The organism is Brevundimonas sp. FV1ye29L, assembly GCF_058681095.1.
On record NZ_CM178730.1, the window covers coordinates 908,966 to 925,375 of the forward strand.

Annotated in this window: 20 protein-coding genes and 1 tRNA gene; 11 read left to right on the forward strand and 10 right to left on the reverse strand. The window is 67.9% G+C overall.

Features of this window, described 5'->3' with window-relative positions; all coding sequences use genetic code 11:
* Positions 1–215: 215 nt before the first annotated feature.
* Positions 216–596, forward strand: a complete 381-nt coding sequence (locus tag ACW17W_RS04490) for a hypothetical protein (RefSeq protein WP_492079542.1) — start codon at positions 216–218, stop codon at positions 594–596.
* 315 nt (positions 597–911) lie between these two features.
* Here the strand turns inward: ACW17W_RS04490 and ACW17W_RS04495 are convergent.
* Positions 912–988: transfer RNA gene (locus tag ACW17W_RS04495), tRNA-Arg, on the reverse strand.
* 322 nt (positions 989–1,310) lie between these two features.
* Between ACW17W_RS04495 and ACW17W_RS04500 the strand changes: the two genes are divergently transcribed.
* Genes ACW17W_RS04500 through ACW17W_RS04510 form a run of 3 tightly spaced genes read left to right on the forward strand, consistent with a single transcriptional unit; the run spans position 1,311 to position 4,388 of the window.
* Entirely contained in the window at positions 1,311–1,538 is a 228-nt protein-coding gene (locus ACW17W_RS04500) for a hypothetical protein (RefSeq protein WP_492079543.1), read from the forward strand.
* Between the two features lie 57 nt (positions 1,539–1,595).
* The gene (locus tag ACW17W_RS04505) at positions 1,596–4,100 is read left to right on the forward strand and encodes a helicase-related protein (RefSeq protein ID WP_492079544.1); all 2,505 of its coding nucleotides are present in this window, start codon (positions 1,596–1,598) and stop codon (positions 4,098–4,100) included.
* Positions 4,101–4,112: 12 nt separating this feature from the next.
* Positions 4,113–4,388 carry an RNA-binding S4 domain-containing protein gene (locus ACW17W_RS04510; protein ID WP_492079545.1) on the forward strand — a complete coding sequence of 92 codons (276 nt, stop codon included), beginning with the start codon at positions 4,113–4,115 and terminating at the stop codon, positions 4,386–4,388.
* Here the strand turns inward: ACW17W_RS04510 and ACW17W_RS04515 are convergent.
* Positions 4,378–5,010 (reverse strand): YceI family protein, encoded by a 633-nt coding sequence (locus ACW17W_RS04515; RefSeq protein ID WP_492079546.1) that lies wholly within the window; start codon positions 5,008–5,010, stop codon positions 4,378–4,380. The two genes, ACW17W_RS04510 and ACW17W_RS04515, sit on opposite strands and share 11 nt — an antisense overlap.
* Before the next feature lie 184 nt (positions 5,011–5,194).
* On the opposite strand from ACW17W_RS04515, the gene fdxA reads away from it, so the two are divergent.
* Both fdxA and ACW17W_RS04525 read left to right on the forward strand, forming a co-directional pair.
* Positions 5,195–5,536: a ferredoxin FdxA gene (gene fdxA, locus ACW17W_RS04520; RefSeq protein WP_492079547.1), complete on the forward strand. Its 342-nt coding sequence runs from the start codon at positions 5,195–5,197 to the stop codon at positions 5,534–5,536.
* A gap of 343 nt (positions 5,537–5,879) precedes the next feature.
* On the forward strand, positions 5,880–6,440 hold the full coding sequence (locus ACW17W_RS04525; protein WP_492079548.1) for a CarD family transcriptional regulator: 561 nt from the start codon (positions 5,880–5,882) through the stop codon (positions 6,438–6,440).
* A gap of 84 nt (positions 6,441–6,524) precedes the next feature.
* Here ACW17W_RS04525 and ACW17W_RS04530 read toward each other — a convergent pair whose 3' ends face one another.
* The gene (locus ACW17W_RS04530; protein ID WP_492079549.1) at positions 6,525–6,983 is read right to left on the reverse strand and encodes a DUF3617 domain-containing protein; all 459 of its coding nucleotides are present in this window, start codon (positions 6,981–6,983) and stop codon (positions 6,525–6,527) included.
* 223 nt (positions 6,984–7,206) lie between these two features.
* Between ACW17W_RS04530 and rpmB the strand changes: the two genes are divergently transcribed.
* The gene (rpmB, locus tag ACW17W_RS04535; protein ID WP_492079550.1) at positions 7,207–7,503 is read left to right on the forward strand and encodes a 50S ribosomal protein L28; all 297 of its coding nucleotides are present in this window, start codon (positions 7,207–7,209) and stop codon (positions 7,501–7,503) included.
* Between the two features lie 157 nt (positions 7,504–7,660).
* Here the strand turns inward: rpmB and ACW17W_RS04540 are convergent, their stop codons facing one another.
* Positions 7,661–8,071 carry a DUF983 domain-containing protein gene (locus ACW17W_RS04540; protein ID WP_492079551.1) on the reverse strand — a complete coding sequence of 137 codons (411 nt, stop codon included), beginning with the start codon at positions 8,069–8,071 and terminating at the stop codon, positions 7,661–7,663.
* Between the two features lie 73 nt (positions 8,072–8,144).
* Positions 8,145–8,522 (reverse strand): hypothetical protein, encoded by a 378-nt coding sequence (locus tag ACW17W_RS04545; protein ID WP_492079552.1) that lies wholly within the window; start codon positions 8,520–8,522, stop codon positions 8,145–8,147.
* A 129-nt stretch (positions 8,523–8,651) separates the two neighbouring features.
* Between ACW17W_RS04545 and ACW17W_RS04550 the strand changes: the two genes are divergently transcribed.
* Positions 8,652–11,462: a tetratricopeptide repeat protein gene (locus ACW17W_RS04550; RefSeq protein ID WP_492079553.1), complete on the forward strand. Its 2,811-nt coding sequence runs from the start codon at positions 8,652–8,654 to the stop codon at positions 11,460–11,462.
* A 71-nt stretch (positions 11,463–11,533) separates the two neighbouring features.
* Here the strand turns inward: ACW17W_RS04550 and ACW17W_RS04555 are convergent, their stop codons facing one another.
* From ACW17W_RS04555 to ACW17W_RS04565, 3 genes are all read right to left on the reverse strand, one after another.
* Entirely contained in the window at positions 11,534–11,812 is a 279-nt protein-coding gene (locus tag ACW17W_RS04555) for an HU family DNA-binding protein (RefSeq protein WP_492079554.1), read from the reverse strand.
* Between the two features lie 118 nt (positions 11,813–11,930).
* Complete coding sequence (gene fliP, locus ACW17W_RS04560; protein WP_492079555.1) at positions 11,931–12,758, reverse strand: flagellar type III secretion system pore protein FliP; 828 nt, start codon at positions 12,756–12,758, stop codon at positions 11,931–11,933.
* The gene (locus ACW17W_RS04565; RefSeq protein ID WP_492079556.1) at positions 12,755–13,030 is read right to left on the reverse strand and encodes a FliO/MopB family protein; all 276 of its coding nucleotides are present in this window, start codon (positions 13,028–13,030) and stop codon (positions 12,755–12,757) included. Before ACW17W_RS04565 ends, fliP begins: the two co-directional genes overlap by 4 nt.
* Before the next feature lie 135 nt (positions 13,031–13,165).
* Here ACW17W_RS04565 and flgB point away from each other — a divergent pair, with 135 nt between their 5' ends.
* The 3 genes from flgB to fliE are packed head-to-tail and all read left to right on the forward strand — an operon-like array spanning position 13,166 to position 14,317.
* Positions 13,166–13,573 carry a flagellar basal body rod protein FlgB gene (gene flgB, locus ACW17W_RS04570; protein ID WP_492079557.1) on the forward strand — a complete coding sequence of 136 codons (408 nt, stop codon included), beginning with the start codon at positions 13,166–13,168 and terminating at the stop codon, positions 13,571–13,573.
* A gap of 46 nt (positions 13,574–13,619) precedes the next feature.
* Positions 13,620–14,006 carry a flagellar basal body rod protein FlgC gene (gene flgC / locus ACW17W_RS04575; protein WP_492080258.1) on the forward strand — a complete coding sequence of 129 codons (387 nt, stop codon included), beginning with the start codon at positions 13,620–13,622 and terminating at the stop codon, positions 14,004–14,006.
* 11 nt (positions 14,007–14,017) lie between these two features.
* Positions 14,018–14,317, forward strand: coding sequence for a flagellar hook-basal body complex protein FliE (gene fliE / locus ACW17W_RS04580; protein ID WP_492079558.1), 300 nt, complete (start codon positions 14,018–14,020; stop codon positions 14,315–14,317).
* 14 nt (positions 14,318–14,331) lie between these two features.
* On the opposite strand, the gene ACW17W_RS04585 is transcribed toward fliE, so the two are convergent.
* Entirely contained in the window at positions 14,332–15,483 is a 1,152-nt protein-coding gene (locus ACW17W_RS04585; RefSeq protein WP_492079559.1) for an acyltransferase family protein, read from the reverse strand.
* Positions 15,484–15,542: 59 nt separating this feature from the next.
* Positions 15,543–16,400, reverse strand: coding sequence for a 2OG-Fe(II) oxygenase (locus tag ACW17W_RS04590; protein WP_492079560.1), 858 nt, complete (start codon positions 16,398–16,400; stop codon positions 15,543–15,545).
* Positions 16,401–16,410 lie beyond the last annotated feature (10 nt).

The following is a 16,410-nucleotide window of genomic DNA, read 5'->3' on the forward strand; positions in this document are numbered from 1 at the left end:
ACGGATAGATTCCGATCCGATAGACGGGCAACCCACGACCGATCGAGTCAGGCTGCCATTGACGATGCGGGCCAGTGTCAAACCCGGGAATTCAAAAAGCGGCGCCCCGGGGAGGGGACGGGCCTTTGTCACCTTGACTGGAACACTGCCTCTATTCGGTAGTAGGCATGCGGCATGGGCGATCGGAAATGGATCGCAGGCGGAGGGCTCAGCGAATGCTGGCAGATATCATCGCCAATCTGGTCGGGGGCATGATTGTCGCCGCCTTGGGAGGTCTTGCTTGGCTAGGCTTTAGTCACCCACGAACTTTCGAGCCAATGGCAGCAATCGTATTGGCGCTGGGCGCCGTGGCGAGCATAGTCGTGATTGCGCATGACACAGGCGTGGAGGCCAGCTGGCAAATCGCCTTGGGCGACACGCGCTCCGCTCCAGTTGCACCCCTAATACAGGCGAAAACGATAGGCCTTCACTGGGCTCTTTTGGGAAATCTCACTCTCTTCGCTTTCCTGACCTTCACCTGGTCATTTCGGCTTTGGCTCAAGCCCACTCAAACCGCGCTAGCAAGAGAGACTAAGGCCAGTCGAGACGCCGCCTAGCCCGGATCGGGCGGCGGACACGCGACGAGCATCTTCGCCCCGTTCGCCACCGCCCAGCGGCAAAGCCGGCCGACTGTTGCCCAGCCCTGCCCGCCCTAGGTCTCCAGGGCTATGTCGTGGGCGTCCAGCGCGGCCTCTGAGTTCAGCGCCGCCGCCTGGCCGAGGTCGAGACCTACACCCGCGCCGCCGACCAGAGCCGACTCGCTGACAAGGCCATGCAGAAGCTGATCGAGGCCGAAACGAGAACGGCCGCTGTCAAACCTTGGACTGTCAACCCTCACAGGCCACTGACATTATTCAGGAAAACAGGGGAGGTGGCGATCCCGGAGGGACTCGAACCCCCGACCTCTGCTTTAGGAAAGCCTTGCTCTATCCGGCTGAGCTACGGGACCGTTGTCGCAGGCTGTAGCGTCAGAGACGGCGCGAGGTAAAGCGGCGGCGAGCCGGAAGGTCATATTTCCCCGGATTCGCCACCCCGGCCCCGTCCGCCCTCCAGCCGCGCTTGTGGTTAATCCCCGTTTAGATACAATATGCTGTAGGGAACAAAGCCTGAATCGGGCCGTGTCGGCGATTCGGTCCTGATTCGTTTCGCCCCTGTTCCGCCCCCCTGCCTTTCAACGTTAACGCCCGGTCCGTCGGAACCTTGCTCAACCCCGTGCGCTATCGGTTTGTGGCCGGACAACGGCGCTGTCGATTGAGTGGAGTAGAGCGGAAATGGCGCGGATCGGGACCGGCATCATGGTCATCCTGTTCTGGACCGGTCTGACCATCGGGTCCGCCGGGGCCTCAAGCGACCGCAGCGCTGCCGCGCCCCTCTCCCCCCCGGCGGCCGGGTACGCCATGACCGCAAACGCCCATGACGATGCGATCGAGGGCTGGCTGGCGGATGTCGCCGCCTGTGAAGCCGGCGCCCAGCACAGGTGCGCGCCGGTCCTGCGCTGACGTCGGCGACCGGTTGCGCTTGCCGCCAGGCGAATCCGGCCCCACCTTCCGGACATCATGAGCGATCGCGCCACAGGTCTGGCTCCCTCGCGCGTCGTCGCGGTTCTGGGCCCCACCAATACCGGCAAGACCCATCTGGCGGTCGAGCGGATGCTGGGTCACGCCTCGGGCATGATCGGCCTGCCGCTCCGGCTTCTTGCGCGCGAGATTTATGAGCGGATCGTCAAGCGACGCGGCGCCGCCGCCGTGGCCCTGATCACGGGCGAGGAGAAGATCATCCCCGACCGGCCCCACTACTGGGTCTGTACGGTCGAGGCCATGCCGCTGGAGCGGGAGGTCGAGTTCCTGGCGGTGGACGAGATCCAGCTGGTCGCCGACCCCGAGCGCGGCCACGTCTTCACCAGCCGCCTGCTGCACGCGCGCGGCCGGTTCGAGACCATGTTCCTCGGCGCCGGAACCATGGCCCCCCTGATGCGCCGGTTGATCCCGGATCTGGAGGTGGTCACCCGGGAACGGCTGTCGTCCCTGACCTACGCCGGCTCCAAGAAGCTCACCCGCCTGCCGCGTCGCTCGGCCGTCGTCGCGTTCAGCACGGAGCAGGTCTACGCCATCGCCGAACTGATCCGGCGCCAGAGGGGCGGGGCGGCGGTGGTCATGGGCAGTCTCAGCCCCCGCACCCGCAACGCCCAGGTCGCCCTGTTCCAGTCCGGCGAGGTGGACTTTCTGGTCGCGACCGACGCCATCGGCATGGGGCTGAACATGGAGGTCGACCATGTCGCCTTCGCCGGCGTCAGAAAGTTTGACGGCCGCCGCACCCGCTGGCTGCACGCCCATGAGATCGGCCAGATCGCCGGCCGGGCCGGGCGGCATGTGCGTGACGGCACCTTCGGGGTCACGGGCGAGTGCGAGGATCTGGACCCCGATCTGGTCGAACAGGTGGTCGAGCACCGGTTCGATCCGGTCGAGGCGGCCGAATGGAGGAACGCCCGGCTGGACTTCGACACCCTGCCCGATCTGCTGCGGTCCCTGACCCTGACGCCCGGCGTCCATGGTCTTCGGCTGACCCGGCCGGCGCTGGACGAGACCCTGTTGCGCCGGGCCATGCAGGACGAGGAGATCAAGCGGGTCGGCCGCTCGCGCGGCACGATCATGCGGCTGTGGGACTGCTGTCAGCTGCCGGACTTCCAGAAGACGACCCTGGACGAGCATGTCCGCCTGTCGCGCGACATCTTTCAGGCCCTGACCGGAAAGCGGGGGCGGCTGACGGACGACTGGATGGCGCCGCGCCTGGCCGAGCTGGATCGCGATGACGGACAGATCGACCAGCTGTCGGCGCGACTGTCGGGGGTCCGGACCCTGTCCTATATCGCCAACCGCCCCGACTGGGTCGAGGGGGCGAGGGGCTGGCGCGAGAAGACCCGGGCGCTGGAGGACCGGCTGTCCGACGTGCTGCACGAACGGCTGACCGCGCGGTTCGTCGATCGCAAGACCACCGCCCTGATGCGCTCGCTCAACGACCGGGAAGGCGCGTCGGCCGAGGTTGCGGCCGACGGGGCGGTGACGGTGGACGGTGAAACGGTCGGCCGGCTGGACGGAGTCCGGTTCACCCCGGATTCCGGCGGCTCGGCGCCCTTTTCCACGAAGCTGGCTGACCGGACCCTGAAGACGGCGGCCCTGCGCGCCGTCGGACCGGAGGTGGCGCGTCGGCTGGGCCGGCTCGCCGCCGACGAGGATGCGGCCTTCGCCGTGACGCCTGAAGGCGAAGTGTTGTGGCGGGGCGCCATCGCCGGCCGGGTGGCCAATGACCAGCCGTTCAACCCTCGTGTCCGGCTGATCGGCGATCTGGGCCCGCAGACGGCCCGTGACCGGGCGCAGAGACGGCTGGAGGCCTGGCTGGCGGCCGAGGCGGGTCGGGCCCTGCGGGATCTGAGGCGGCTGAAACAGGCCATCGAGAATGGCGGGCTGAAAGGCCTGCCGCGCGGCATCGCCTTCCGCCTGCTGGAGGCGGGCGGGGTGATCGACCGCCGCGACGTGGAGCGCGACCTGGCCGCCCTCAGCCAGGTCGAACGGCGCACGCTGAAGGTCTTCGCCGTGCGGGTCGGCGTCCATTCCGTCTGGCTGCCCGGCGTCCTCAAACCGCGCGCAAAGGCGATGGCCCAGGCCTTCACCGCCGGGGAGTCTCTGCGCGCCACGGGGGAGGGGCCGGCCCCCCTGCCACAGACGGCGCCGTCCGCCCGCGCCCTGTCGGCGCTCGGCCTGCGGCCGGCCGGGGGCTGGATGGTCCCGGTCGAGGCGCTGGAGCGGGCGGCCGAGTTGAGGCGCGACGGCAGGGGGGCCTTGTCCGACACGGCCCTCACGGAACTGGGCTGGACGACGGAGCAGGCAAAATCGATCCTCGCAGGGCTGAAGACGGCCCGCGCCCAGATGCCGGATCGCGAGGGACGGCCGCAGCGGGCGATGACCGATTCGCCGTTCGCCCGTCTGGCGGAGCTCACAGCGCCGCCCTCCGCGCCTGCGCGTCGCAAACGGCCCGGGCGCAAGCGCGCATCGGCGACGGCTTGAAGGCGCGGCCCGGTGACTGAGGCGTGCCGCATCGACGTCTGGCTTTGGCGGGCGCGGTTCGTAAGGACGCGGGCACTGGCCGCCGATCTCGTGGAACGGGGCGCGGTGCGGCTGACCCATCAGGGCAGGCAGTGGCGGCTGGACAAGCCGAGCCGCAGCGTCCACCCCGGCGATGACCTGACCTTCGTCATCGAGGGGCGTGTGACCTCGGTGCGGGTCGAGGCCCTGGGCGAACGGCGCGGACCCCCGGAGGAGGCCCGCGCCCTGTATTCGCCGATCAGTTCTTGAGGACGAACTCGCCCTCGATGTGGAGCTTCACCTCGTCCGAGACAGCGGGCAGGGCGTAGTTGATGCCGAAGTCCGAGCGTTTGATCACAGCCTCGCCGTCAAATCCGGCCTTGTAAACGCCGCCCATCGACGGACCGGCCTGGTTGAACTCGACTTCGATCGTGACGGGTTTGGTGACGCCGCGCAGGGTCAGGTCCCCGACCACGGTCGCCTCGTTGGCGTCGTCGGCATCGACGGTCACTGAACGGGAGACAAAGGTCGCTGTCGGGTGGTTGGCGGTGTCGAAGAAGTCGGCGGTCTGGAGGTGGGCCTTCAGCCGGTCGTCCGCCGGGTTCACATCTGTCAGCGGAATGGTGGCGGTCAGGGTGCTGGCCGACGGGTTGGCGGTGTCGAGCTTCAGTTCGGCCTTCACGTTCACAAACTGGCCGTAGTAGGTCGAGAACCCGAGGTGATTGACGGACCAGGTGATCTTGCCGTGGCCGGAATCGAGGTCATAGGCGCCGGCCGTGACCTCTGCCGGAACCTTGGTCAGGGCGGCCTGGGCGACCACCCCGCCGGCGACCAGCGAGAGGGCGGCGGCGCTGACAAGGACGTAGCGGGTGAGCGGTTTGCGGAACGACATGGATTTCAACTCCGTGGGGGATGGGGGTTTGTATCTGTAAGCACTACTGATGCAAATAGGGCTCGCGCCCGGCAGGCCGCAGTTCTGCTGTTCAACGCATTCAGAACCGTTCGGTTGACAGCACCCCGTGCGAGGGTCATTTGCCCGGGCTCAACCCTCCCAACCGACTGCGTTCCCTGCCGCCATGACCTACATCGTCACCGATGCCTGCGTGAAATGTAAGTTCATGGACTGTGTGGAGGTGTGTCCAGTGGACTGCTTCTACGAGGGCGAGAATTTTCTCGTGATTGCTCCGGATGAGTGCATCGACTGCGGCGTCTGCGAGCCGGAATGCCCCGTTGACGCCATTGTGCCCGACACTGAGGACGAGCCCGACGGCAAGTGGCTGCAGGTCAATGCCGAATACGCCAGGGTCTGGCCCAACATCACGGTCAAGGGGACGCCCCCCGCTGATCGCGAGCAGTTTGAGCGCGAGACCGGCAAGTTCGAGAAATACTTCAGCACGAAGCCCGGAAAGGGCTCCTGAAAACCTGAATTCCGCGCGTTGTGGAGCTCTGGAATTTCCCGCCGCATTGCGGACGCAGTCCATTTTGCAAGGCATTCGTGCCCGGACGTTTTGAAATACCGCGCTTTTGTGATATGTTCCCCACATTGGATCGGGCGGTCCGCACATTCTGTGCGCCGCCCGAGTTTGCGACAGAATCCCGTCCATTGCAGGCGGGATCGGCCAGAGGTTGGGTGATCCGTTTCCGCATTTGACGTCCAGGATATTGTCTCCGACGGCGCGCCCAGCGTTCCGGCGGACGAAACCTGTTGTCGCCGAGTGCGCCTTCGCTTCCCCCGGCCGCTGAAGCCGGGAAAGGAATGACATGACGAACAAGACCGGTCTGGAATTCAAGGTTGGCGACGCTGTCGTCTATCCGGCGCATGGCGTCGGCAAGGTCGCGGCCGTCGAGACCCAGGAAGTCGCGGGCATGTCGCTGGAGGTCTATGTCGTGACCTTCGATCACGAGAAGATGACCCTGCGCGTCCCGACCAAAAAGGCCAAGACCGCCGGCCTGCGCTCGCTGGCCGCCGACGATGTGGTCACCAAGGCCCTGACGACCCTGAAGGGCCGCGCCCGCATCAAGCGCACCATGTGGTCGCGCCGCGCCCAGGAATATGAGGCCAAGATCAACTCCGGCGACCTGATTTCGATCGCCGAGGTGGTCCGTGACCTCTACCGCGCCGACACCCAGCCCGAGCAATCCTATTCGGAACGTCAGCTTTACGAATCGGCGCTGGACCGGATGGCCCGCGAAGTCGCGGCCTCGAACCGTATCGACAAGGACGCCGCCCTGGAGCTGCTGGCCAAGTCGCTGAGCGCCAAGAAGGCTGTCATTGCAGCGGCCGAGGCTGCGGAAGAAGACGCCGAGGCCGAAGCGGCCTGATCCTTCAGGGATCGATCCGGATACGAAGAAGGCCCGGGAGCGATCCCGGGCCTTTTCCGTTCGTGGAAGCCCCAAGCCCGGGGCTCAGAAATATTCCGCATTCGCCGGGCAGGCGGCGCTGATCCGGCGCGCCGTGATCGAGGCGGGGATATAGGGGGTGCCGCGCACCAGCTGGGCGCCGCCGTTGAAGGTGAAGCTCTCGGGCCGGTATGTGCCGTTCAGCCGGACGTTGACCCGGCGGTCCTTGCGGTCGCGGCAACTGCCCTCGAACCGGGCGCGGCCGTCGCTGACCTCGCGCACAGGATAGGTGCAGGTCCACCGCCGCGTCGACAGCCCCCCGAAGAAGCGGTTGATCTCGCTTGGCCGGACGCATTTCTGCTCGGTCTTGCGATCCCCGATGGCACTGGTGGTGTATTCCCAATAGCCGGGCAGGACGGGCGGCGCATTGGAGGCCGTCTGGCGGGCTCCGGCAGGGGCGGCCAGCACCATCAGGCCGAGTGCGGCCGGCGCGACGATCAGGGCGAGGCGGGGGAGGCGGATCATGGTCAGTCTCTGCGTTCCGGACGATCCGGGTTATGGGCGCTATATATGGCGGGATTTGAACAGGGGCTGAACAGGATGAACGGCCGGGCGTCAGGGCGATCCCGCCTTGACGCGGGAAGGGACTCTCCTCTATACGGCCCCCTCTCGCGCGGGATGTCGTCCCGCGCGTCTCCGTTTCTTGCGTCCGCTGCTGCTGCGGGTCGCCGCCTTTGAGGATAGTCACATGTCGCGTCGTTGCGAACTGACCGGTATCGGTCCGATGGTTGGCCACAGCGTCAGCCACTCGAACGTCAAGACCAAGCGCCGCTTTCTGCCGTCGCTGAAGAAGGTCAAGCTGGCGTCGGAGGCCCTGGGCCAGTCCTACACCCTGCGGATCTCCAACGCCGCCCTTCGCACCCTCGACTACAAGGGCGGCCTGGACGCCTATATCGTCAAGGCTGGCGACGAGCAGCTGTCCGACGCCGCGCGCAAGATCAAGCGTCAGGTCAAGGCCCGGCTGGCCGAGCAAGCCGCCGCCTGATCTTCGGATCTTCCCAGACTATAAAGAGGGCCGGGGGCAACCCCGGCCCTTTTTGCTTGGCCGGGCGAGACCCTGGATACCTGTCTCCCGGAGACATCAGCTCCGGACCAAATCCGCCGGGCGGACCTGTCTTGCCGACGCTGTGCCGGCGCGAGGGTCAGCGCCAGTTCGATCCGTCGCCGTGTTTGCCGATGCTCTGCCACTCGGGCGGGGCGGCCTTGTGGACATATTGCTCGGCGACCAGCCAGCCCTTGAAGGGGCGCAATACGCCCAGACACAGGCCGACGATCAGGGGGAAGGTGAGGGCCAGATGCACCCAGACCGGCGGATGGACGGTGAACTCGAAGGCCATGAAGGCGATCATGCCGACGACGCCGACGCCGGACATGACGAAGAAGGCCGGACCATCGGCGGGCTCGGCGAAGCCATAGTCGAGGCCGCACTCGGGGCAGTGGTCGCGGATGGTCAGATAGCCCTTCAGCAGCGGGCCTTCGCCACAGCGCGGACAACGGCAGCGGATGCCCGTGGAAAGGGTGCTGAGCGGCGGATAGGCGGTCGGCTCGGTCATGGGGGGCTCCTGTGGCCGCCGGTGTCCGCCTCAAGCGCCGGGATTGCAAGGGGCGGGCTGTCGCGCCCGCGCCTCAATCCGCCATCCGGTCGGCCGTCCAGACGAAGACGAAGTTGCGCTGCTCCGCCCAGGTCTGCCCCTCCACCCGATCGCCCCTCAAACAGGCGGCGGTGTGATAGGGGCCTGCGCCGTCCGTGGTGCGGAACGACACGCAGAGGCGGCCATTCTGGGCCTTCCAGCGCCCGCCGAGGATCTCGCTGTCGTAGAAGTCCCCGGTGACCTGGCCGTCCTCCGCGAGCCGCAGACGCATGGGCTTTCGATAGGGTTGCGCCGGGTCGACCCCGAGGTCGACGCTCCAGGCGCCGGACAGGGCCGTCGGCCCGGGTGTGGCGGGGAGCGGAGCCGTCTGCAGGGCGAGTGCAAACGGAAGGGCGGACAGTGTGGCGATCATCGCAGTCTCCGATGAGTGACATCCGCCCTGGTTCAGGCGGGTTTCATTAACGGGGTTGAAACGCCGGCCCGGGCATTGTGGATGATGATGGCAGGCGCATCCTCGAGAAAATCACTCGCGAGGGCCTCCGTGGCGCTGGGCGCCATGGGGACGGTGGCGTTCGCCCCGCTGCTGGGCGCTGTCCCGGTGCTGGCCCAGGAGGCCTCGCGGGCCCTGGATCCGGTCACGATCAACGTCGGCGCCAATAACGGCTTCACCCGCCTGGAGTTCGCGGGCGTCATCGGTTCACGCGCCCGCGTCCGGCGCGACGGTCAGGCCGTGATCGTTCGCATAGGCTCCACGGCCGCCCCTGATATCAGCCGGCTGAAAAACGATCCGCCGCCGGGGGTGGAAAAGGTCGAGACCCGCGCGGTCCCGGGCGCCACCGAACTGGTCCTTACGCTGAAGCCAGAGGCCCAGGCCCGGACCGGGGTCGCCGACGGCGCTGTCTGGCTGAATCTCTATGCGACCGATGCCGCCCCGGCGGCCGCCGCGACGGCGGCTGTGCCGGCTGGCGGGGTGGTCCCGGTGACAGCGACCGCCGATGCCGCCAGGACGGTTTTCAGCTTTGAATGGGGCGCGCCGGTCGGCGCCGCCGTGTTCCGGCGCGGGGGAGCCGTCTGGATCGTCTTCGATACGGCCGCGCGTCTGTCCCTGCCAAAAACCAGCCGGGCGTCCGGGGCTGTCGGAGAAGCGCGCTGGGCGGTCGGTCCCGACTATACGGTGGTGCGCATCACGGCGCGCGAGGGTCTGGCCGTCTCTGCCTCGGGGCAGGGCGCCAACTGGACCGTCACCGTGGGCGGCGAGCCGACCCCGGCCGCCACCGAGATCGGCGTGGCGCGGGATGATACGGCCCGGACGTCGCTGGTCGCCACCATGGCCGGTGCGACACGGGCCATCTGGCTGACCGATCCCATGGTCGGCGACCGGTTTGCCGCCGTCACGGCCCGGGCGCCCGGAAAGGGCTTCGGGTCGGAACGGCGCACCGTCGATGCGACCCTTCTGCCGACCGCCCAGGGGCTGGCGGTCGAAACCCTGACCGATGATCTGACCATTCGCACCGAGGGCGACCGGGTGGTGGTCAGCCGGCCGGCCGGGCTGACCATGTCGCCGCCCTCGGCGACCCTGGATGTCGCCCAGACGGAAAACGGGGCCCCGAGGAAGGCCCCCTATCCCGCACTCATCCTGACCGAATGGGCCGACGCTGGTCCCGAGGGTTTCGCCTCGCGCTACAAGGCTCTCCAGGACGCCTCGGTTCAGGAAACCATCCTCGCCACAGACGATCCCCGGACGCCGATCGAGGCGCGCATGGGCCTGGCCCGGTTCCTGATCGCCTCGGGTCTGGAGTTCGAGGCGATCGGCGTGATCAACGCCATGGTGCAGAAAACGCCCAGTCTCCAGGGCGAGCCGGAACTTCGCGGGCTGCGCGGCGCGGCCCGGGCCGCCATCGGTCGCCACGAAGAGGCGGCGGCTGACCTGTCGGCGGGATCTCTGGCCGGCGATCCCTCCATGAAGGTCTGGCAGGGGTATCTGGCCAGTCAGCGCGGCGACTGGGAAGCGGCGCGAAAGGACTTCGCTGCGGGCGCTTCGGTTATCGACCAGTTTCCCGCCGTCTGGCGCGCCCGCTTTGGCGCGGCCCATGCCCTGGCGGCGCTCGAGCTGGGCGATCTGACGGCAGCCAATGCGCTGCTGACCTACAGTTTCAGCCAGACGGCGCCGGCTGAGGATCAACTCACGGCGCGGCTGGTGCAGGCCCGGCTTTTCGAGCTTCAGGGTCAGAGCGACCGGGCCCTGGCGGTCTATCAGGCGGTGGCGCGGGCCCCCCTCGACGGGATCGCCACGCCCGCCAGACTGGGCGCAGTCAGGCTGCAACTCGCCAAGGGGCAGATCAAGCCTGATGCGGCGGCGACCGAGCTCGAACATCTGAAATGGCGCTGGCGGGGGGACGCCACCGAAATGGCGGTGATCCGCACCCTCGGCGGCCTCTATCTGTCACAGGGCCGCTATCGCGAGGCTCTGGAGGTTCTGCGCGGCGCGGGCAAGCGGATGAGCGCCTTGCCGGGCGCCAATGAACTGCAGGCCGATCTCGCCAATGCCTTCCGCTCCCTGTTTCTTGAGGGGGCCGCGGACGGCATGCAGCCGGTCCAGGCCCTCGGCCTGTTCTTCGATTTCCGCGATCTGACGCCCATCGGCGCCGATGGCGAGGAAATGGTGCGCAAGCTGGCGCGGCGGCTGATCGACGTCGATCTGCTCGGCCCGGCGGCGGAACTGCTCAAACACCAGGTCGACGAGCGGCTGGAGGGCGTCGCCAAGGCCCAGGTGGCGACCGATCTGGCCACCGTCTATCTGATGGACCGCCAGCCCGAGAAGGCCCTGCAGGCGCTCTGGGGCTCGCGCACCACCCTGTTGCCGACGGCGATGAACAGCGAGCGCCGCGCGCTTGAGGCCCGGGCCCTGATGGACCTCGGCCGGTTTGACCATGCGCTGGAAACCCTGGATCGCGACGTCAGCCCCGCAGCGCAGGATGTCAGGGCCGAGGTGTTGTGGAAGCAGCAGAATTGGGCCGGGGCGGCGAAGATCTATGAACAGCGGATGGGCGACCGGTTCAGGGACACGGCGACGCCGCTGACGGCCGACGAGGAAAGCCGGGTGATCCGCGCCGGCATCGGCTATTCGCTGGGCCAGGACGCTGCGGCCCTGGCCCGACTGTCGCGGAACTACAGCCCGTTCATCGAACGCGCCCGGTCCGCGGCGGCCATGCGGATTGCGCTGGATACCGCCAGCGCCGGCGAGGAGGGCCCGGCCCCCCAGGACCTGGCCGGCCTCACAGCCCGGGTCGACACCTTCGCCGGCTGGGTCTCGGCGATGAAGGCGGACTTCAGAAAACAGACCGGCGGCTGAACGCAAACGGGCGGAAACGGCCGAACCGTTTCCGCCCGTGCGCCTGCGCCGGGATCCGGCGTGGGCGACGCCTACTTGTTGACGGCGTCTTTCAGCGGCTTGGACACGCGGAAGCGCACGGCCTTGGAGGCGGCGATCTTGATCGTCGCGCCCGTGGCCGGGTTGCGGCCCTCGCGCTCGGCGCGGGCGGCGGTGTCGAAAACACCCAGGTTCGAGATACGAACGTCGCCGCCGTCGATCAGCGACGAATGGATGTTCTTGACGATGGCTTCCAGCACGCGGCCGGCGTCAGCCTGGGACACGCCCGCGTCCTTGGCGACGGCGGCGATGAGTTCAGCTTGAGTGGTCATATGGGTCGTTTCCAAAAACTCGCCCGATTCCGGACGATGACCGGGGGATCAACCAGCTTTTCGATGGGGTTGGCAAGCGTCGCCTCGCCGGAAACGCCCACAGGGCGGGAACACAGCCCTATCCGGGCGGGGTCTGGAAGCCCTGGACCAGGCTGCCGGCGACCAGTCTCCAGCCGTCCACCAGCACGAAGAAAATCAGCTTGAAGGGCAGGGAGACCACCACCGGGGGCAGCATCATCATACCCATGGACATGAGCACGCTGGCGACCACCAGATCGATCACAAGGAACGGAACGAAAAGAAGAAATCCGATCTGGAATGCGGTCTTCAGCTCGCTGATCATGAAGGCGGGCGTGACGACCCTGAGCGGCAGCTCCTGCATGTCGGCCGGGGCCTCGATCCGCGATAGTCTTGTGAACAGCGCAAGGTCGTCCGGATCCACCTGGGCCAGCATAAAAGTTTTCACAGGTTCTGACGCCGCGTCGAAGGCCTGGGGCAGTTCCATCTGCTGATCCATCAGGGGACGGATGCCCGAATCATAGGCGTCCTGCCAGGTCGGGGCCATGACGATGGCCGACAGGAACATGGCCAGGGCGATCAGAACCGCGTTCGGCGGCGACTGCTGCATCCCGAGGGCGGTCCGCAGCAGCGACAGAACCACCACGATCCGCACGAAGCTGGTGGTCATGATGACGATGGACGGCGCCAGCGACAGGACGGTCATCAGCCCGACCAGCTGCACCACCCGCTCGGTCAGGCCGGCGCCCGAGCCGAGATCGACATTGATCGCGGCGCCGGCGCCCGGCGCGTTCTGGACCGCGTCCTGGGCCATGGCCGCCAGCGGCCAGGCCAGACAGACCAGGGTGGTGATCAGCGACAGCAGGGCCGCCCGTTTCAGCTCATCGCGCGTCGGCAGGCCGAACAGGGCGGGGCGGCTGCGGGTCACTTGCCGCCTCCGGGCAGCCGGGGCTCGATCAGTTCGCGACCCTCGCCAAGCAGGATCAGCCGCTCCTCATCGTCGATCCGGACCAGCACCAGACGGCGCGCGGGATCCAGAACCAGGGTCTCGACCACCTTGAGCCGGCGCTCGCCGCGCTCGGCGCTGAGCTTGGCCAGCAGTTGCGGCGCATAGCGGCGGGCGGCCCAGGCGGCGAGGCCGATCAGGCCGAGCACGAAGGCAAGGCCGAAGATGGCGCGGGCGAGATCAAGGAAATTCATGTGTCGGCCGGCCCCGGGTGAGGGCCCCAGACTTCGGTCAACGTGGTTAACGGGCCGTTGAGATAATCACTCATTAACCATGCAGGCGGCATTTTCTGCCCATCGACCGCGAGGTCATCCGCACGGAGGTGCGCCGTGGGCTATGCCGACCTGCCGCTGCTGAGCCAGATCAAGGGCCGTCTGGCCTGGCTGGACGACCGTCAGCGGGTGGTCGCCCAGAACGTGGCCAACGCCGATACCCCGGGATACGCCGCGCGGGATCTGAAGACCCCGACCGATTTCGCCGAGGCGCTGCGGACCGGCGGCGGGCTGCAGATGACCCGCACCAGCGCGATGCACATCGCACCGGCCAACGCCAGCGTCGCCCGCTTCTCCAGCCGGTCCGCGCCCGATTCCGAGACGACGCTGGACGGCAATTCGGTCGTGGTCGAGGAGCAGATGCTCAAGATGGCCGAGAGCCGCATGGCCTATGACGCCGCCATCGGCCTGTACCAGAAATCCATGACCATGCTCCGCATGGCCGCCCGGAAGCCGGGCGGTTGAGGAAAGCTGATCGATGACCGACGCCGTCCCGCCCCGGAACACCGCCATGGCCGTGGCCGCAGGCGCCCTGAAGGCCCAGCAGTCGCGCATGCGGGTGATCGCCGAGAACATCGCCAACGCCCAGTCGACGGCCGAGACGCCGGGCGGCGAGCCCTATCGCCGCCAGATCCCGGTGTTCGAGGCCCGCAACGTGGACGGCGCCACCGGGGTGGTCCTGGCCGAGGTCCGGCCAGACCAGAGCGCCTTCAAGCGCGACTATGATCCTTCGCATCCGGCAGCCGACGCCGAGGGCTATGTGCTGCGCCCCAACGTCGACACCCTGATCGAGGCGATGGACATGCGCGAGGCGCAACGGGCCTATGAGGCCAATCTGAACGTCATCGAGACGGCGCGCTCGATGGAGATGCGCACCCTCGACATCCTGAAGCGCTGAGGAGCTGATCCATGAACCCCATGATGGCGGCAAAGGCCTATGCGGCGGTCCAGGGCGGCGGGATGCCGGCCGGCGGGGCGACCCCGACGGCGGCGCCGGGCTTTGGCGAACTGCTGCAGAACGTCATGGGCGACATGACCCAGACGACGAAGGCCGCCGAGGGCCAGATGACCAGCGCCATTCGCGGCCAGGGCAGTATGATCGACGTGGTGACGGCGGTGTCCAGCGCCGAGGCCTCGCTGGAGACGGTCATTGCCGTTCGCGACCAGGTGATCGCCGCCTATCAGGAAATCATGCGGATGCCGATCTGATCCTGGCCGGGACGTCAGCCTTCCAGTGAGACCACCGCGCCGCGTTCGACCGGGGCCGGGCGGCGGCGACGCGATTTCAGCCATGCCTTGATCCGGTCCTGCATCGGCTGGTCGATCAGGCTGTGGAACAGGAACGCGAAAGCGAAGGCGGCCGCGACGCCCAGCGCCCACAGACCCCACTGGACGGACACCGGCAGGGGCAGCCGCGCCTCCACGGCATTGACGATGCCGAACCAGACGATGCGCACCGGCTCATTGGTGATGAACATCGAGAAGGACACCACCGACAGGCGCTCGACCAGCTTCGACGGCCGGGTGACGGGCACGGCGCCGGCGGCCAGGAGGATCAGGCTGATCAGGGTCAGGGACAGCAGGGCGTGTTTGTCAAAAAACTGGACGACGGCGAGGGTCAGGGCGGCGCCGACGCCGATCCATCCCGCCAGGCGCGGATCGACCCAGACCTTCTCGGTGAAGACCGCCAGACCCATGCCCAGCACGAACAGGGGCAGGGCGCGCCAGAAGCCGAACTTCATCGGCATCTGATAGACCGGAAAGTCCAGCAGGGCGTGGGTCAGGGCGTTGGCCAGGAGATACAGGCCGACGACGGCGACCAGAACCGTCCAGGGGCCGGGACGGGCGAGGCCGCGCAGGATCCAGGGGAAGGCCAGATAGCAGCCGATCAGGCCGGACACCGACCAGCTGGGAGCGTTCCAGCCCAGACCGCCGTGGACGCCGAAGGCCTGGGTCAGGGTCAGCTGGGCCGGCAACTGGTCCCAGGCGAACCATTCCGGATTGCGCGGGGCGAAACCGAGGGCCCCTGCGCCCACCACGAAGGCGACAAGGGACAGTCCCATGATCAGATGGGCGGGATAGACGCGCAGGAACCGTTTGGCGAAGAAGTCGCCGGCGGACATCCGTCCATCGCCGATCGAGCGGCCATAGACCCGCATCAGCACATAGCCGCTGTCGATCAGGAAGAAGTTGGTCAGCAGGAAACCGCCGCGCTCGAACACCGGATTGATCAGTTCGGCCAGGGGGGCCGGGCCGGCCGCCTGGAAGTGGTGCAGGATGATCAACGAGGCCACGATGAAACGCAGGGCGTCCAGCCACCCGCCGCGTGCGATCGGCGGTGTCTCATTTCGGGTCGAAATCGCGGTCCAGGCCATCGGCAGGGCTCCTTCGAGCCTATGGTCGCAAGGGCCGGGCCGAAGCTGGACCCGAGGCTTCAGGCGCGCTCGGGTCGCCGCGGCGCGAACGGGCGCATCCATTGCGACAGCACCCATTTCTCGCCGCGCGCGGGCGGCAGGCCGGCGTGGCGGCTGAGCGGGTCCGGGCGGCCGTCCGGCGTGACATTGGCCCACAGGATGGCGTCGCCCTTGCGGCCGCGCAGCTTCAGGTCCGGGGCGGAGAAGGCGGTCTCACCGCCGTCATGGTCGTGGTCCAGCCAGACGAGGCAGGTGGCGATCCTCTGGCCGCGCCGGGCCAGATCCTCGCGATGGCCCGGCGTGGCGGGATCGAGGAAGTCGACGTGCCAGTCGAACTTCTGGCCCGGTGTGTAGCGCAGCACCTGACTGGCCTCGAAACCTGTCGCCGGCAGGCCCGCCAGACGCGCGATCCGTTCGCGCAGCAGCACCAGAACCATGTCGGTGCCGGCCAGGTCGAAGGCATGGGCGGTGTTGGAGCGAACGTCCTCGACCCGGCCCTCGCCCGTGTCGAGATCATAGACGCGCGCCGGCGCCAGATGCGGCCGCGCGCGGGCGATCAGCCAGTCGCAGACGGCGGGCGAGACGAAGCCGTCGCAGACCAGCACATGCGGCCGTTCGCTGACGAGGCGCGGGGCGGGTGGATGCAGCCACGCCTCGAGGCCGCCGGGTTCGGCCTCGAGGACCGCAAGACTGCCCTGCGCCACGGCGTGCCCCCGTTCAGCCGCACGACCGAGACGCCGCAGGGCCGTGGCGAGATCATGGGGGCGGCCCAGACCGATGCCCGCCAGGAGGGCCGCCCGGTGTTCAGCTTCGGCGTCGCCTCCTGCCGCCAGTCGGTCCAGGTCGGCAGGACGCCAGCAGGGATCGACCGACTCCATCACGACGGGC

What these genes read in the sequence shown, in the direction of transcription:
- ACW17W_RS04490 (WP_492079542.1), top strand. Translation starts at nt 216, where the DNA reads ATGCTGGCAGATATCATCGCCAATCTGGTCGGGGGCATGATTGTCGCC.
- ACW17W_RS04500 (WP_492079543.1), top strand. Translation starts at nt 1,311, where the DNA reads ATGGCGCGGATCGGGACCGGCATCATGGTCATCCTGTTCTGGACCGGT.
- ACW17W_RS04505 (WP_492079544.1), top strand. Translation starts at nt 1,596, where the DNA reads ATGAGCGATCGCGCCACAGGTCTGGCTCCCTCGCGCGTCGTCGCGGTT.
- ACW17W_RS04515 (WP_492079546.1), bottom strand. Translation starts at nt 5,010, where the DNA reads ATGTCGTTCCGCAAACCGCTCACCCGCTACGTCCTTGTCAGCGCCGCC.
- fdxA (WP_492079547.1), top strand. Translation starts at nt 5,195, where the DNA reads ATGACCTACATCGTCACCGATGCCTGCGTGAAATGTAAGTTCATGGAC.
- ACW17W_RS04525 (WP_492079548.1), top strand. Translation starts at nt 5,880, where the DNA reads ATGACGAACAAGACCGGTCTGGAATTCAAGGTTGGCGACGCTGTCGTC.
- ACW17W_RS04530 (WP_492079549.1), bottom strand. Translation starts at nt 6,983, where the DNA reads ATGATCCGCCTCCCCCGCCTCGCCCTGATCGTCGCGCCGGCCGCACTC.
- rpmB (WP_492079550.1), top strand. Translation starts at nt 7,207, where the DNA reads ATGTCGCGTCGTTGCGAACTGACCGGTATCGGTCCGATGGTTGGCCAC.
- ACW17W_RS04540 (WP_492079551.1), bottom strand. Translation starts at nt 8,071, where the DNA reads ATGACCGAGCCGACCGCCTATCCGCCGCTCAGCACCCTTTCCACGGGC.
- ACW17W_RS04545 (WP_492079552.1), bottom strand. Translation starts at nt 8,522, where the DNA reads ATGATCGCCACACTGTCCGCCCTTCCGTTTGCACTCGCCCTGCAGACG.
- ACW17W_RS04555 (WP_492079554.1), bottom strand. Translation starts at nt 11,812, where the DNA reads ATGACCACTCAAGCTGAACTCATCGCCGCCGTCGCCAAGGACGCGGGC.
- ACW17W_RS04565 (WP_492079556.1), bottom strand. Translation starts at nt 13,030, where the DNA reads ATGAATTTCCTTGATCTCGCCCGCGCCATCTTCGGCCTTGCCTTCGTG.
- flgC (WP_492080258.1), top strand. Translation starts at nt 13,620, where the DNA reads ATGGCCGTGGCCGCAGGCGCCCTGAAGGCCCAGCAGTCGCGCATGCGG.
- fliE (WP_492079558.1), top strand. Translation starts at nt 14,018, where the DNA reads ATGAACCCCATGATGGCGGCAAAGGCCTATGCGGCGGTCCAGGGCGGC.
- ACW17W_RS04585 (WP_492079559.1), bottom strand. Translation starts at nt 15,483, where the DNA reads ATGGCCTGGACCGCGATTTCGACCCGAAATGAGACACCGCCGATCGCA.
- ACW17W_RS04590 (WP_492079560.1), bottom strand. Translation starts at nt 16,400, where the DNA reads ATGGAGTCGGTCGATCCCTGCTGGCGTCCTGCCGACCTGGACCGACTG.